We start from the raw sequence: 14,107 nt of genomic DNA on the forward strand, positions 1-14,107 counted from the left end.
TGCTTCGTTGAGTTCGCTTTCGGGGATGATGATGTTGAATTCGCCCCAGAAGTTGTTGTCGTATTCAAACTTTGTTTCTGCAAAGATTGTACGGGTGGATAGGGTTTCTGATCTGGAGAAACGGGATACGTCGTTTTCTTCTATTTTGCATGTTACCATCTCGAACCAGGTATGTAGGTTCGTTGAGGAGAATAATTGCCTTTTTTTCTTTATTTTGAAGTTAAGGTCGCCTCGTACGTGGCTGATGTAATATTTGCCATTCCAGTTTTTGTAGGATATCGTGTATTTTATTTCTATAGGGGTGATCTGGAGGTTGCGGCTTTTTCGTTCAACGAACATGTTGGTTGCTTTTTTTATATGGTCGGGTTGTATTTCGAACTCTGCTTTGAGTAAAGCTTTGTTTTCTTTGTCAATATATAGATTTCCTTTGTATAGAGGTTCTGTATGCGTTTTTTTTTGCTCGAATGAGATAACATCTACATAACGATTATCAATGACCGTTATTGATGAATGGGTGTATATATAAGGACTCTCTTCTTCTGCGCGTAGAAAATCCGGTACTTGTTTGATGATGTCGAGCATCAGGCAGGCGTTAATTCCGGATTTTATTTTTGTTATGATGGTGTCCCGTTCGTTTATATTGCTGACGCGTCTCATCTTTAGTAGCTTTACTTGATCGGGGACATGACTTGAAAATGGTGTTTTATGTATTTTAAATATGCCTTCACTCAGAGCGACCATTCCTTTTTTTCGCTCTATACCTTCTCTGTAGAAACTGGTTAAATAGACCGAGGTTTGTACATAATTTTCTTTTCTTTTATATAGCATCTCGTTTAGTAAAGTTCTCGGATTCACTGCTCTTACAATGACCTCTTGCAATGAGACGGTGTTTGGTTCGAGTGCGAATGTGCTGTATTTGTCAGCAAGAATTTCGCAGGATATATCTTCCGGGCGGTATCCTAAATGGGAGAAGTGTAATGTGGCAGCGCGGTAGGAGAGAGGCAGGCGCAAACGGAACTCTCCTTCCTGATTGGTGATTGTTCCTATTCCGGCTTCCATAACGCCTACGGATGCATAAATGATCGGCTCCTGTGTGTCCTTGTCATACAATGTTCCGGTTATAGTGAAATACTCGACAGGGGGAATTGAATCTGTTTTTTTAGCTGTTTTTTCAATAAATTCGGTGGGAAGATGGATTAAAATATGATTGTCAATGAGACGGAGTGAGAGTGTTGGATTTTGAGTGATTTTATATATCGCTTCCCGGATCGTATATTGCCCTTTTGAGATATTCGCTTTCTGTTCGTTGTTGATTATCCGGCTGTCGTATATAAATAATAAGTTTGTCTGTTCCGTTATTTTATTCAATAGTTGGTAGATTGTTCCTTTAGCACGAGGAAGCGTTATTTTCTGATCTAACGGATCATTGGGGTTTATTCCATATATCGGCAGGTATGTAAAGAGCAGCATACATACAAGCAGGACTTTGATATAAGGAACATGTGGTTTCATTTTAAGATATATTTTCTTAATTCATCTCGGAGATCAATAGTATTCCATCTTTTTTTGTATAGGTCAGGTCTAAAGCTAAACAAATTAATTGCGCCACGTTTTCCGGAGAATTACTTGAAAAGGTAAATGTTAGCGGACGGTTGTTTAATTCCGGTATAGCTTCTAATTTTAGTCCGTCAGACGTTCTGTTGATTACCCGAAGAATATTGCCCAAAGTCTCGTCTTTAAATTGTATCTTGTTCGTATAATGATCGAAGAGGGTATTATTCTCTGTCTGGCTAACCGTTAATTTGTCGGATAATAAACGTACGGTTTCTCCGGCAATTACTAATTTCTGTTGTCCGTTTTTTTTTCGGATTACTTTCACACGTCCTCGTTTAACGGCTAATTCGAAAGCTGTACCTGTTTCATCTTTGATATAAAATGAAGTCCCCAATACTTCTACAAGAATATCTTTCGTTTCGATAAGAAAAGGCCTTTCTTTATTGCCAGTCACATCAAACAACGCATTTCCTTTTAAAAAAACTTCACGTGTTTTTTTCTCGAAGTGGATTGGGTAGTCTAATTTTGTATTGTCAGCAAGATATACGATCGAACCATCTTCTAAGGTGGTAACAAGCGTGACAGCTCCTTTTTTATTTTGTAATGTTAGGAAATTCTCCTTGTCGATCTTATCCGATTTTGCTAACAGAAACAAAGAAGCTGCAGAAATACAAATAACAGCGATAGCCGCAGCCCACCGGTAAAAAACAGGTCGTATCAGAGTAGCTCTTTTCCGCTCATTAGTAGTAGAAAGAAGGCCATCCGTTTCCAATCTGCCATATAGCCTGTTCCAGGCGGCATCTGTTTTCGCTTTGTTTTGATTTTGTGTCATGTTATATATAGATAATTTTCAATTTCTTTTCTTAACGCTTGCAATGCCTTCGTCATTTCCGCTTCTACTGTTTTTATAGATACAGAAAGCGATCTGGCTATTTCCGCATATTTCATTCCCTGAAAACGGTGCATACAGAAGATTTTCAAACGCCTTTCCGGCAATTTCCTGAGTGTACCATTAATTAATTCTTCCAACTCTTTATATTCAATACTATCTTGGGGATCAGAAGATGATGCTTCAGCCGTATTTGCCAGTATGATCTCTTTGTACTTGTTTCTTACATTCAGGTGTTCACAGAACTGAATAGATTCGTTTCTAACAGCCCGGTAAAGATACCCTTTAAGAGAACTGAACAGCGGTAGCCTTTCCCGCTCTTTCCAGAAATAATAAAAAATATCCTGAACAATTTCTTCGGCTACCGCCATGTTTCCCGTTATTCCGGCCGCATAGAGACAAAGAGGAGTGTGATAAGATTTGAAAAGTACTTCAAAAGCTTTCACATCCCCCTCTTTGATCTTTGTCAACAATAATAAATCGTTTAACATGCGGTTTGAAATAAAGGATTTAACCTCAAATATATAGTAAAAGAACCTTTTTCTTATCTTTTTTGTTTCCTTAATTTATTCACAGCCGATTCCAGAGATTCGGTCGGTTCGATAATGTTATAATTACCCCAGAAGTCTTCATCTGCGAAGGCCGACACTTTGTCGGAAAGTGATTGACTTGCTTTGAAAGAAACCTTGTACGGAATATTTGTTACATTCTCTTCTTTAATATCTGTGACCACCATTTCCGACATAATCGTATAGTTGGTAGAGAAGAGACGTCGTTTCCAATCGCATTTGAAGCGTACTTCATTGCGTATATAACTCAAATAGGTTTTATTATTTTGTTGTTTGTAGTTGACTAAGAACGAAACTTCAACCGGTTTGAACCGCAGACCGAACGGTTTCTTTTTCAGAATCGCTTGCGTTGCCTTGTTTTTGTCGTCCATGCTGAGGTTGAACTCCGCTCTGGTAAAAGCCAATTTGTCTTTATCTATGTATAGTTTACCGTAATACAACGCGTAGTGCATAATAACCTGCGGCATAAAACTGATTACATATTGTGGGCGGTTGTCAATCATTACGGGTTCTTCCATCCTGAAGGTGTAAAAAGAAAGCTCATCTTTGTTTAATAGCAAATCCGGGTTTTTGACTACATCAAGAAAGATCGATAAGTTTGGTCCGCCTAATAATTTAACAGCAAGCGTATCTCCTTTCTTCTGACTCAACAGTTTGCGCCCCTTATAGATTTGCACTCTATCTAAATCCACGTCCTTAGAATAAGGCGTTTTGTAGATGTCAATAATTGCTTCCGAAATAGTAATATACCTACGTCCTTTTTGTGCCGTTTCGCGATAAAAACCGGTCAACATACTATGCTTGTCGCTATAGTTCTCGGGAACTTTGTTTAGTGCTTCTTCAACTAAAAAACGCGGATCACGCGCCCGGATGACTACTTCATCCAATACGTTTGTGTTTTGAGTAAGATAAATAGTCAGGTCGGAAAGATTAATTCCGTTTACCGGAATCTGCATACTCAGATAACCTAAGTGTGAAATCTCCACCATTGTTTTTTGAGGTGATGCCGGTAGTTTGATCGAAAATTCCCCTTCCCTATTAGTGATTGTTCCGATATTGGTTCCCCGTACCGAAATGTTTACATATTCCAGTTTCTTTTTGGATTGCTTATCTTTCACAATACCGCTAACCGTAATATAATCAGTGGGAACTGCCTCCTGTGCCTTTGTATTAATCGCTCCGACTAATAACCCAAGAATAAAGAGCGATATAACTGCCGTTTGATTAAAAAGTGTTTTCATAATTGCCATTGAATTTTGAGTATTACTAATCCATTTCTATCTATAAGATCGTTGAGGAGAGAAATACCCTATGCTCTAATGGCACAAAAATCACATAGTAATAAGAAAAAAAATATAAAGGATATTTTTGCAAAAATAACCTTTATATTTTTACGCCAAATTTTACTTTGATTTTCAATCGATAAAATTAAGCCCGTTTGAAGGGGTTAAATTAATATATATTTTTCTGCTCCATGTAGCTGTTATTCCTTTTTTGAATATTGTATATACTACCGTTAATTCTTATCTGGATCGAATCTCTCTTCTCATAAATGAGACATAAGAAAGAGCAAAACAAATAACGGTAGCGGCTATTAACCCGGTTAGTTGAGGCCAGACCACTGCTAAACTTTGTCCCAGCGATAAAGGAGTAGGTAGAGAACCGACCATTTGTTCCATAGTGAGCGGTCCGAGACTCCGCACTGAGGGTATGAGCAGAGCTGAGGTTGCTTCATTAAATAAATGTGCCGGATCTACCCGCAGCAGGTCTAATACGAATCGTTGGAAATAAACCATTTGATTGGCGGATGCAAATTCCGAAGGAGCAATCCCTTTTGCTATCAGATTCACTAACATATTATAGAATACGCTAAAGAAAAGCCAGATGGCAATGGCCGCAAGTGCCGATGTTGCCGCTTGTTTACATTGTACAGATAAGAGTATAGACAAATTAAGCCAGAAAGCAACGTAAACACAGGCTATTAATAGAAACAGAACTATTCGGAAAAACTCATCCACCGTAGGAGGAATTCCTACTATTATCAGTCCCAATCCAGTGGTCAGAAATCCTAAAGCAAATAACAGGATACTGATCACGATAAAAGCGGCTGTAAACTTGGCATTTATAAGATAGTCACGCGGTATGGGCTGGGCAAGCATAAAACTCAATGTTCCTCTGTTGCGTTCCGAATTGATGGCATCGAATCCCATACAAATACCTAATACCGGTCCCAGAAATGTAATGAAAACTAAAAAAGAAGGCATTGTTCCGTCCGAGATCGTGAAGAGCTTCAGAAAAAAGAAGCTACCTTCCGGATCATTGGGCTTGACACTGCCTGCTATATTGGTCAGGGCGGTGTACATGGCGCCCGTACAGGTTAGCACAATAATAGCCAGAAGGATAAGGAAACGCAGACTTCTCACTTGATCTGAAATTTCCTTCTGTACGATAACGGTAAAAGGATTCTGTCTTTTTTCAGTATGTTTCTTATTCTTCATTTTTTACACCTCCTTCAAAATAAAGGTTATAAATATCATCCAAACCGTATTCTCTTTTTACTAAGTGGTTCAAAGGGTAATCAAACGTGACGAACAGTTTTGCGATTTCTGCTGTTACGTCGCTTGAACAGGTCAACACCAATCGTTCATCAACAATATTTATTGCATTTATCGATTCTATTTCCTTTAATCTTTTTTCCAGTTTTGAAAAATCAGCAGACTGTAGTCGCTGTGGAAATGAGTCAGATCCTATCGTAATAATTACCGGCTTATCGGCAAATAAACGTTTAGACAACGATTGAATGTCGCCCTCGTCTAATAATTTTCCTTTAACAAAAAGTCCCACGCGGTCACAGACCCGTTGTACCTGATGCAGATGGTGAGAGGAGAAGAGAACCGTGATACCGTCTTCACGACTTAACTGGACGATCAAATCCAGTAATTCGCGAATACCGGAAGGATCTAATCCAAGTGTCGGTTCATCTAATATAATCACTTGCGGATTTTTAATTAATACATTCGCTAATCCTAATCTTTGTCTCATACCACGCGAGTATTTACCGGTCAGCTTCTTTGCTTCATTGGTCATTCCCACGCGCTTCAGTACATCCCAAGCCTGCTCTTCAGCCTGTTTGGACGTGAATCCATTTAATTTCGCGGTATATACTAAATTGTCGAATCCCGTACGATCTTCATAAAACCCTACATTTTCAGGTAAATAACCGGCCATCTTCTTTACCTGAATCGGTTGAGATGCCGAATTAAAACCACAAACACTTACACTTCCTTCGGTGGGTTCGGTAAGTCCTAATAACATTAAAATAGTGGTGGATTTACCTGCTCCGTTCGGTCCTAAAAGTCCGAATACTTCACCTTTCCGGATAGTGAGGTTTAAATGATCGACCGCTGTAAAATTGCCGTACTTTTTTGTTAAGCCGGTAATTTCAATAATCGGTTCTTTCATTATTTACCTCCTTCCGTACTTTCTGAACAAAAAATAAACTCCTCCTAAAGCAATTACAATAATAAAGACCCCTAACCAACCGGCTAATAAAGATGCTTTTACTGAAATTCTAAACTCCGCAGTGGATGTTGCTTCAGGTGTTTTTGCCTCCATACGAGTAACATAATCTCCGACAATGGCTTTAGACGAAGCTTTGACAGAGGCTATCACGCGCACGCTTTCACCGGCATTCAGCCGTTCTATCTGTGCGGGTTGGAAGGTAACCGACCAATCAACAGGAGAACTTGCACTTAATTTAATGTCTTTTAGTTCTGCCGATCCGGTATTCTTCACTTCAAGTTCAATTTGTTTGTTTTCTCCGGCAGTCAGATTAGAGCTTAATAATCCTCTTGGAGTAGTCAGTTCTACGGTATATGTACCTGTGATAACCGCTTCGATAGTCAGTTCTGCCGATGTCGATGAAGTGGAAGCACGCAGCGGTATTTTGTATGTTCCTGCTGCAACAGTGGCAGGTGGAACTACTTCGATAGTCACGTTCTTGGTCGCATTAGCTGTGACATTGACAGATGTTGCCTGTTTGTAATCCGGCTTGAAATTAACCGTCCATCCACGTGGTGATTCTGCAGTAAGAGCGTACAATTGTTCCTCTGATGTCTGATTACGAAGTACTGCATTGTACGTAAATGTAGATTTTGAATTTCCCTGCATATTAATCTGATCGCAGGTAAATTCCGACTTACTAGAGCCTTGCTCGGACACGTTAATGTTTAATTGTAAGGTATCACATCCCTGAGCAATAACACGAAAGGGATAATTCCCCTTGTTTACCTGATGCGGTACTTTTACGTTTAAGGATACACTTTTCTTCTCCGCAGGTAAAACCGACAGTTGATTGATTGTCCAGTTTCCCGATTTCAACGAATATTCCCAACTACGTGGTAACCCGGAGACAAAAATGTCTGTGGTAAGCTTCTCATCACTATTGTTGATGAGGTCGATACTGAAGTTCATGGATTCACCCGGCGGAATAGAAATCTTCGTAAAAGGGGTGTAAAGCTTAGTGAGCTTCTCTGAATTGACAGCTTCGTTAGCTGATAAAGTAAATGCTGTCAAAAATACAAGTAAAAAAATAAAGTTTGTGTTTCGCATTGACATAAAAAATTCCTCCTCAATCTTTAATGATTAACAATACGAAGCCCAAAAATATAGCGTAGAAGAAAAAGTTTTTCCTAAATGATTTTAAAAAAGATAAAAAAACGAGGATGCTCCCCAAAATAGTATTTGAAGCATCCTTTTTTAATGAAATATTTTAAAAATTAGTTTCCAGATAATTATCGATAAACTTAACCATCGAATTAAATTCTTCTGTTTCGAAAAGGCGGGTTAATAGCACTATTTTACCATCCTTGTCGATGATAATATTGCGCGTTACACCGGCTTTTGGCGCCGTAAATAAAGTAAAACGGGAGCCATCAGTGTCTAAAGTAAGCGGGTAGGTTACTTTCATTAGATCTGCAAACTTAGCCGTTGTCTCCTTGTCTTCTTTAAGATCAATTCCGATAAGAGCGAAATTAGGATTATTCTTGTGTTTACTCCAGATATCTTTTTCAATGAAAGGCATTTCTTTACGGCAAACTCCACACCAACTTGCCGTGAATTGAAGCATCACCAATTTGCCTTTTAACTGGGAGAGTTGAGTTTTTGTTCCGTCTAAATACTCGATGATGAAGTTGGGTGCCTGATCACCAACGCTTACAATATAACCCCGGTCGTCTGCTACTGATTCGGAAGTACTTTCCGCACTTTTATTCTCGGAATTTTCCGTAGTCGTTGCTTCGGAAGGTTTTGTTGATTTTTTACAAGAAATACTACCTATACATAGAATAACTAAAGCAAATACAACTAATTTTTTCATGAGGCGTAAATTAATATTTGAATAATAGGGAAAATTATTTTTAGTCAAAGATAAAAAAAATCGTAAAATAGTTTGGAGGGAAATAAAAATCCCTATATTTGACACCTATGTCAAACACTTTAGTCAGACGAATATGTCTATATAGGAATAATTATGGGACAAGAAGAAGTAAAAGATGTAGAAAGTCGTATAGTAGAGGCTGCTAAACAGGTATTTATCCGCAAAGGATTTGAAGCGGCCACAATGGGAGATATAGCTCTTGAAGCAGGAATCGGAAGAACATCATTGAATTATTATTTCCGGACAAAAGAAATGTTGTTTGATGCTATATTAGGCAAACTAATGAATATGATTCTTCCTAATGTTAACCAGATTGTAGAATCTGAATCGTCATATCCTGAAAAGGTTAAGAAAATCATATCTTTATATTTGCAGACGATCCGAGAAAATGAATTGATTCCGCTTTTTGTTGTTAATGAATTACAGCGCGATCCACAACATTTGTTTCATGCTGTATTAAAAGATCCTGAGCGTATTGCGCCTATCCTGAAGTTACAACAATTTGTTAACAACGAGATGGAAAAAGGCAATATCAGAAAGATGCCGATTGTTGACTTGGTTTCAACCTTTATCAGTTTAGTTATCTTCCCTTTTTTAATCAAAACGCCTCTGACTACCATCTTTCTGAATGGTAACGAAGACGAATTTGATGCTTTTTTAGACAGACGGGTTGAATTGGTATATGGAATTATAGAACACTTGCTTAAACCGGAAAATAAGTAATACAATGAAAGCTTATTTGTTACTATTGTTTGTTTTTGGTGGTTGTATCTCTTCTGTAGCGCAGCAGGAAGTTACTATTTCTCAATGTTATCACTGGGCGGAGCAGAACTATCCTCAGATCCGGCAATACGGATTGATTGATCAGGCGGAACAATACAACTTGTCTAATGCCGGTAAATCGTGGTTGCCGCAACTAAATATTAGTGCTAAAGCTTCTTATCAAAGTGAGGTGACAAAGTTACCGATTGATGTAAGTAAACTTCCCGTTGATTTGTCTATACCGTCCTTGAGTAAAGATCAATATCAGGTTGCTGCAGAACTAAGCCAGACGCTTTGGGATGGAGGTGTTTCCGGTTCAGCCAAAGCTTTGACAAAAACAGAAGCAGAAGCAAGCAGGAAGCAGTTGCAAAGTGAATTATATACCTTAAAAGACCGCGTAAACCAACTTTATTTCGGTTGTCTTTTACAAGAAGATCTGTTACAACAGAATCAGCTCTTACAAAACGAATTACAGGTCAATCTGGATCGGATAGAGGCTTTGATGACTAATGGGATGGCAAATGAGTCCGACAGAGAATTGCTGGAAGTAGAGTTGCTCAATGTACGCCAACGTGAAACGGAACTTAAAGCATCTAAAACGGCTTATTTACGTATGCTTTCTTATTTTACCGGTGTGGATAATACGGATGAATGGGTGTTGGAGAAACCTACATTGATCGTTGGAAATCCATCCTTAGAAATCAAACGTCCCGAGTTAGAGGCTTTTCAGGCTCAACTTTTATATACAGAGTCCCAGAATAAAGCTATAACCGCAAGTTTAATGCCTCGTATAGGAGCCTTTGTTCAAGCAGGTTACGGTCGACCGGGCTTAAATATGCTGGAAGATGAATTTAATCCTTTTTATATAGCCGGAGTACGGATGAGCTGGAACTTAGGTCGTTTATATACTGTCGGGAATGACCGCAGGAAAGTAGATGTGGCGCGCAACCGGATTGATATAAATAAAGAAACGTTCCTGTTTAACACCAAGATGCAATTGATCAATCAAAATGAAGAAATACAAAAGATTACACGTCTAATGCAATCGGACGATGAAATTATTCGCCTTAGAAACAACGTAAAGAAAGCGGCAGAAATGAAATTGAAAAATGGTGTAATCTCTGTATCTGACCTGATTCGTGAAATTAATGCTGAGGATATAGCGCGTCAGACTGCCACTATTCATCATACGCAGCGTCTCATGGCTGTTTATCAATTGATGTATATAACGAATAATGAATAATATGAAAAAGATAGTTTATCCGGCTATAGCCGCTGTTTTTATGTTTAATTCTTGTGGCAACAAATCAGATAAATTTGATGCTACAGGTGCTTTTGAAGCGACAGAAGTTATCGTTTCCTCAGAAGCTACAGGCAAAATTCTCCGGTTTGATCTGCAAGAAGGAGATAAACTTAGTGCCGGAGAAGAAGTAGGTTGTGTGGATAGTCTTCAGCTCTATTATAAAAAAGAACAATTAGGCGCCGGGCTTCGTGCTGTGGACATTGCCAAGCCTGATATCCGTAAACAGATTGCTGTTTTGGAACAACAGATAGCAACGGCTAAGTCTGAACGTCAGCGTATGGAAAACTTAGTCAAGGCTAAAGCCGGTAATCAGAAACAATTGGATGATATTGTACATCAGATTGAATTTTTGCACAAACAATTGGATGCGCAACAGTCTTCGTTGTCTAAAACATTCAGCAGGGCAGATGCGGAAGCTGAAGGACTCGTCTTTCAAGTGATGCAGTTAGATGATATGATTGCCAAATGCAGAATCGTAAATCCGTTGACCGGTACTGTTTTAATCAAATATGCAGAAGCCGGTGAAATCACATCTCCCGGTAAACCGCTTTATAAAATAGCGGATACGGATTTGTTATTTCTTCGTGCTTATATAACTGCAGATCAATTGTCTCAATTAAAAGCGGGACAGTCGGTTTCTGTTTATTCGGATTTTGGAGAAGGTAAACAACGCGAATATGCGGGAACGATTACTTGGATTTCGGATAAGTCAGAGTTTACTCCTAAAGGAGTACAAACGAAAAATGAACGGGCTAATTTAGTTTATGCGATGAAGATTGCTGTAAAAAATGACGGTTATCTGAAGATCGGACAATACGGTGAAGTCAAGTTCTGATGAATAGTGTACAAATAAGTCATATAACAAAGTCATACGGAAATGTTACTGCTGTGCGGGATATTTCTCTGAGTATTAATTCCGGTGAACTATTCGCACTGATCGGTCCGGATGGAGCAGGGAAGACTACTTTATTCCGGATGTTGACTACCTTGTTGCTGCCCGATAAAGGTGATGCAACGGTCTGTGGTCTGGATATGCGCAAAGACTGGCGACAGATACGGACAATTTCCGGTTATATGCCCGGTCGTTTTTCATTGTATCAGGATTTGTCGGTTGAAGAAAATCTGGAGTTTTTTGCTACTGTTTTTAAAACGACAATTCAGGAAAATTATGACCTGATACATGATATTTACGTGCAACTCGAACCTTTTTCAAAACGACGTGCCGGAAAATTATCAGGGGGTATGAAGCAAAAATTAGCCCTTTGTTGCGCACTTATTCACCGTCCGCGTGTGCTTTTCTTAGACGAACCGACAACAGGTGTAGATCCGGTTTCCCGAAAAGAGTTCTGGGATATTCTCTCCCGAATAAAAGAGCAGAATATTACTATCATTGTATCTACCCCGTATATGGATGAGGCTTCACGTTGTGATCGTATAGCCTTGATGCGAAACGGTTCTTGTTTACGTACGGATACACCCGAACAAATTTGTGCTTCATTCCCTCATAAACTATGGTCGCTTAAAGGAAAAGAACTATATCAATTGCTCTTAGATGCAAGAGAATATCCGCAAACTTATTCTTGTCACGCATTTGGTGATTGTCATCATTTTATTTTTAAAGAGGAAAATGATAAAGCAGATGATTTGGCTGCCTATTTAAGAATGAAAGGTCATGAAGATGTCCTTATTGAAAGACTTGAGCCTTCAGTTGAAGATTGTTTTATGGATTTTGGGGAGGATGACCAATGAATGTGATTGAAGTACGCGAACTAACGAAGAAATTCGGAGATTTTACCGCAGTAGATAAAATCAGTTTTGAGGTGAAAGAAGGTGAAATCTTCGGTTTCCTTGGCGCTAACGGAGCCGGCAAAACAACGGCTATGCGTATTCTCTGTGGCTTATCGAAACCGACTTCCGGAGAAGCAAAGGTTGCAGGATATGATATTTACAAACAAGCAGAGCCGGTCAAACAGCATATAGGCTATATGAGTCAGAAGTTCTCTCTTTATGGAAATCTGAAAGTGTGGGAGAATATTCGTCTTTTCGGAGGTATATATGGGCTGTCCGACAAACAATTGAAAGAAAAAACAGACCGCATGTTGGCTGTCCTGCATATGGAAGATAAAAGGGATACATTAGTTGATTCTCTTCCATTAGGTTGGAAACAGAAATTAGCTTTTTCAGTAGCTATTCTGCACGATCCTCGGATTGTCTTTTTAGATGAACCTACGGGCGGAGTAGATCCAGTGACAAGGCGACAGTTCTGGGAATTGATCTATCAGGCGGCGCGTCGGGGAATAACAGTTTTTGTTACGACCCATTATATGGATGAAGCAGAGTATTGTGACCGTGTATCTATCATGGTTGACGGCCGAGTCGATGCTTTAGACTCTCCGTCTGCGTTGAAAAAACAATTTAATACAACGACTATGAATGATGTTTTTTATTCATTAGCCCGTAAAGCAGGGAGAGGAGAATAAAATCGGATGAAGCAGTTTCAATCATTTCTTAAGAAAGAGTTCTATCATATTTTCAGGGATTCAAGAACTACGATAACTATGATGGTAATCCCTATTGTCCTTGTCATCTTGTTTGGCTATGCTATCACTACAGAGATAAAGAGCACCCGTTTTGTCGTTTTTGATCAAAGTAAAAATAGCACAACACAACGTATTATCGATCGTTTAGCCGCAAGCGAATATTTCGTTATCTATAAACAAGTCTCTTCTTACGAAGAGATAGAAACACTTTTTCGTAAGAATAAAATACGAATGGCTATTGTGTTCCCTCCTGACTTTGAAGAGAACAGACAGACGGGAACAGAGGTACAACTATTAACGGATGCTTCAGATCCTAACGAGGCAACTTCTTTAGTTGAATATGCTACTACTATAATCAATACGGAGCTGACGAAAGATTATATAGTCTCTTCTGTTGGAATTAAACCAGTTGTTCGTCTTCTATATAATCCACAGATGAAAGATGCTTATAACTTTGTGCCAGGTGTTATGGGGATGATTCTGATTCTTATTTGTTCTATTATGACATCGGTCGGCATAGTACGCGAGAAAGAATATGGCAGTATGGAAGTCCTTCTCGTTTCTCCTTTAAAGCCTGTATATATTATTTTAGCTAAAGCAACCCCGTATTTGTTGATCAGCTTAGTGAATATTCTCACGATTCTGTCTCTGGCCTATTTTCTGTTGGACGTACCGATAAAAGGCAGTCTTTTTCTTGTTATCATGCTTTCCCTGCTTTATGCTCTGCTGGCTTTAACTTTAGGTTTGTTTGTTTCAACTATCGCAAAAACTCAGCAAGCAGCGATGTTGATCTGTGGGATTGCGCTGATGTTGCCTATAATCTTGTTAAGTGGCATGATGTTTCCTGTAGAAAATATGCCATGGATATTACAACAACTCTCTAACCTGATACCGGCACGCTGGTATATTGTAGCTTTACGAGATGTGATGATAAAAGGTTTGGGAGTGACCGAAATACTTCCGGAAATCAGTATTTTAGTTGTGATGACCTTGGTGTTGATTGTCTTGAGTGTCAAACGTTTTAAAGTCCGTTTGGAATAGCTTATGAACACA

At 39.0% G+C, this 14,107-nt stretch carries 13 protein-coding genes and 1 pseudogene; 6 read left to right on the top strand and 8 right to left on the bottom strand.

Annotated features, from left to right (window positions below; genetic code table 11):
• The 8 genes and pseudogenes from PHT93_RS10930 to PHT93_RS10965 form a co-directional block, all read right to left on the bottom strand.
• On the bottom strand, positions 1–1,512 hold a 1,512-nt coding region (locus tag PHT93_RS10930), incomplete at its 3' end, for a carboxypeptidase-like regulatory domain-containing protein (RefSeq protein ID WP_300242800.1).
• Between the two features lie 16 nt (positions 1,513–1,528).
• Entirely contained in the window at positions 1,529–2,386 is an 858-nt protein-coding gene (locus tag PHT93_RS10935) for a FecR domain-containing protein (RefSeq protein ID WP_300242802.1), read from the bottom strand.
• Positions 2,383–2,934 carry an RNA polymerase sigma-70 factor gene (locus tag PHT93_RS10940; RefSeq protein ID WP_300242804.1) on the bottom strand — a complete coding sequence of 184 codons (552 nt, stop codon included), beginning with the start codon at positions 2,932–2,934 and terminating at the stop codon, positions 2,383–2,385. The genes PHT93_RS10935 and PHT93_RS10940 overlap by 4 nt, the downstream gene beginning before the upstream one ends.
• A gap of 53 nt (positions 2,935–2,987) precedes the next feature.
• Positions 2,988–4,253, bottom strand: coding sequence for a carboxypeptidase-like regulatory domain-containing protein (locus PHT93_RS10945; RefSeq protein WP_300242806.1), 1,266 nt, complete (start codon positions 4,251–4,253; stop codon positions 2,988–2,990).
• A 282-nt stretch (positions 4,254–4,535) separates the two neighbouring features.
• Positions 4,536–5,510 (bottom strand): ABC transporter permease subunit, encoded by a 975-nt coding sequence (locus tag PHT93_RS10950; RefSeq protein WP_300242808.1) that lies wholly within the window; start codon positions 5,508–5,510, stop codon positions 4,536–4,538.
• A gap of 316 nt (positions 5,511–5,826) precedes the next feature.
• A pseudogene (locus PHT93_RS10955) lies at positions 5,827–6,474 on the bottom strand (ABC transporter ATP-binding protein); the annotation flags it as partial.
• Between the two features lie 3 nt (positions 6,475–6,477).
• The gene (locus PHT93_RS10960; RefSeq protein WP_300242810.1) at positions 6,478–7,587 is read right to left on the bottom strand and encodes an NEW3 domain-containing protein; all 1,110 of its coding nucleotides are present in this window, start codon (positions 7,585–7,587) and stop codon (positions 6,478–6,480) included.
• 196 nt (positions 7,588–7,783) lie between these two features.
• A complete protein-coding gene (locus tag PHT93_RS10965) occupies positions 7,784–8,389 on the bottom strand; it encodes a TlpA disulfide reductase family protein (protein ID WP_300242812.1) in 606 nt (201 codons plus the stop codon).
• A gap of 153 nt (positions 8,390–8,542) precedes the next feature.
• Here PHT93_RS10965 and PHT93_RS10970 point away from each other — a divergent pair, with 153 nt between their 5' ends.
• Genes PHT93_RS10970 through PHT93_RS10995 form a run of 6 tightly spaced genes read left to right on the top strand, consistent with a single transcriptional unit; the run spans position 8,543 to position 14,095 of the window.
• Positions 8,543–9,172: a TetR/AcrR family transcriptional regulator gene (locus tag PHT93_RS10970; protein ID WP_300242814.1), complete on the top strand. Its 630-nt coding sequence runs from the start codon at positions 8,543–8,545 to the stop codon at positions 9,170–9,172.
• A gap of 4 nt (positions 9,173–9,176) precedes the next feature.
• A complete protein-coding gene (locus PHT93_RS10975) occupies positions 9,177–10,454 on the top strand; it encodes a TolC family protein (protein ID WP_300242817.1) in 1,278 nt (425 codons plus the stop codon).
• A gap of 1 nt (position 10,455) precedes the next feature.
• Positions 10,456–11,349, top strand: coding sequence for an HlyD family efflux transporter periplasmic adaptor subunit (locus PHT93_RS10980; RefSeq protein ID WP_300242819.1), 894 nt, complete (start codon positions 10,456–10,458; stop codon positions 11,347–11,349).
• Positions 11,349–12,263 carry an ABC transporter ATP-binding protein gene (locus PHT93_RS10985; protein WP_300242821.1) on the top strand — a complete coding sequence of 305 codons (915 nt, stop codon included), beginning with the start codon at positions 11,349–11,351 and terminating at the stop codon, positions 12,261–12,263. Before PHT93_RS10980 ends, PHT93_RS10985 begins: the two co-directional genes overlap by 1 nt.
• A complete protein-coding gene (locus PHT93_RS10990; RefSeq protein ID WP_300242824.1) occupies positions 12,260–12,994 on the top strand; it encodes an ABC transporter ATP-binding protein in 735 nt (244 codons plus the stop codon). Before PHT93_RS10985 ends, PHT93_RS10990 begins: the two co-directional genes overlap by 4 nt.
• Before the next feature lie 6 nt (positions 12,995–13,000).
• Entirely contained in the window at positions 13,001–14,095 is a 1,095-nt protein-coding gene (locus PHT93_RS10995; protein WP_300242826.1) for an ABC transporter permease, read from the top strand.
• Positions 14,096–14,107: the final 12 nt, after the last annotated feature.

The organism is Massilibacteroides sp., assembly GCF_028705895.1.
GTDB lineage: Bacteria > Bacteroidota > Bacteroidia > Bacteroidales > Tannerellaceae > Massilibacteroides.

What these genes read in the sequence shown, in the direction of transcription:
- PHT93_RS10985 (WP_300242821.1), top strand. Translation starts at nt 11,349, where the DNA reads ATGAATAGTGTACAAATAAGTCATATAACAAAGTCATACGGAAATGTT.
- PHT93_RS10940 (WP_300242804.1), bottom strand. Translation starts at nt 2,934, where the DNA reads ATGTTAAACGATTTATTATTGTTGACAAAGATCAAAGAGGGGGATGTG.
- PHT93_RS10990 (WP_300242824.1), top strand. Translation starts at nt 12,260, where the DNA reads ATGAATGTGATTGAAGTACGCGAACTAACGAAGAAATTCGGAGATTTT.
- PHT93_RS10935 (WP_300242802.1), bottom strand. Translation starts at nt 2,386, where the DNA reads ATGACACAAAATCAAAACAAAGCGAAAACAGATGCCGCCTGGAACAGG.
- PHT93_RS10970 (WP_300242814.1), top strand. Translation starts at nt 8,543, where the DNA reads ATGGGACAAGAAGAAGTAAAAGATGTAGAAAGTCGTATAGTAGAGGCT.
- PHT93_RS10965 (WP_300242812.1), bottom strand. Translation starts at nt 8,389, where the DNA reads ATGAAAAAATTAGTTGTATTTGCTTTAGTTATTCTATGTATAGGTAGT.
- PHT93_RS10975 (WP_300242817.1), top strand. Translation starts at nt 9,177, where the DNA reads ATGAAAGCTTATTTGTTACTATTGTTTGTTTTTGGTGGTTGTATCTCT.
- PHT93_RS10980 (WP_300242819.1), top strand. Translation starts at nt 10,456, where the DNA reads ATGAAAAAGATAGTTTATCCGGCTATAGCCGCTGTTTTTATGTTTAAT.
- PHT93_RS10950 (WP_300242808.1), bottom strand. Translation starts at nt 5,510, where the DNA reads ATGAAGAATAAGAAACATACTGAAAAAAGACAGAATCCTTTTACCGTT.
- PHT93_RS10945 (WP_300242806.1), bottom strand. Translation starts at nt 4,253, where the DNA reads ATGAAAACACTTTTTAATCAAACGGCAGTTATATCGCTCTTTATTCTT.
- PHT93_RS10995 (WP_300242826.1), top strand. Translation starts at nt 13,001, where the DNA reads ATGAAGCAGTTTCAATCATTTCTTAAGAAAGAGTTCTATCATATTTTC.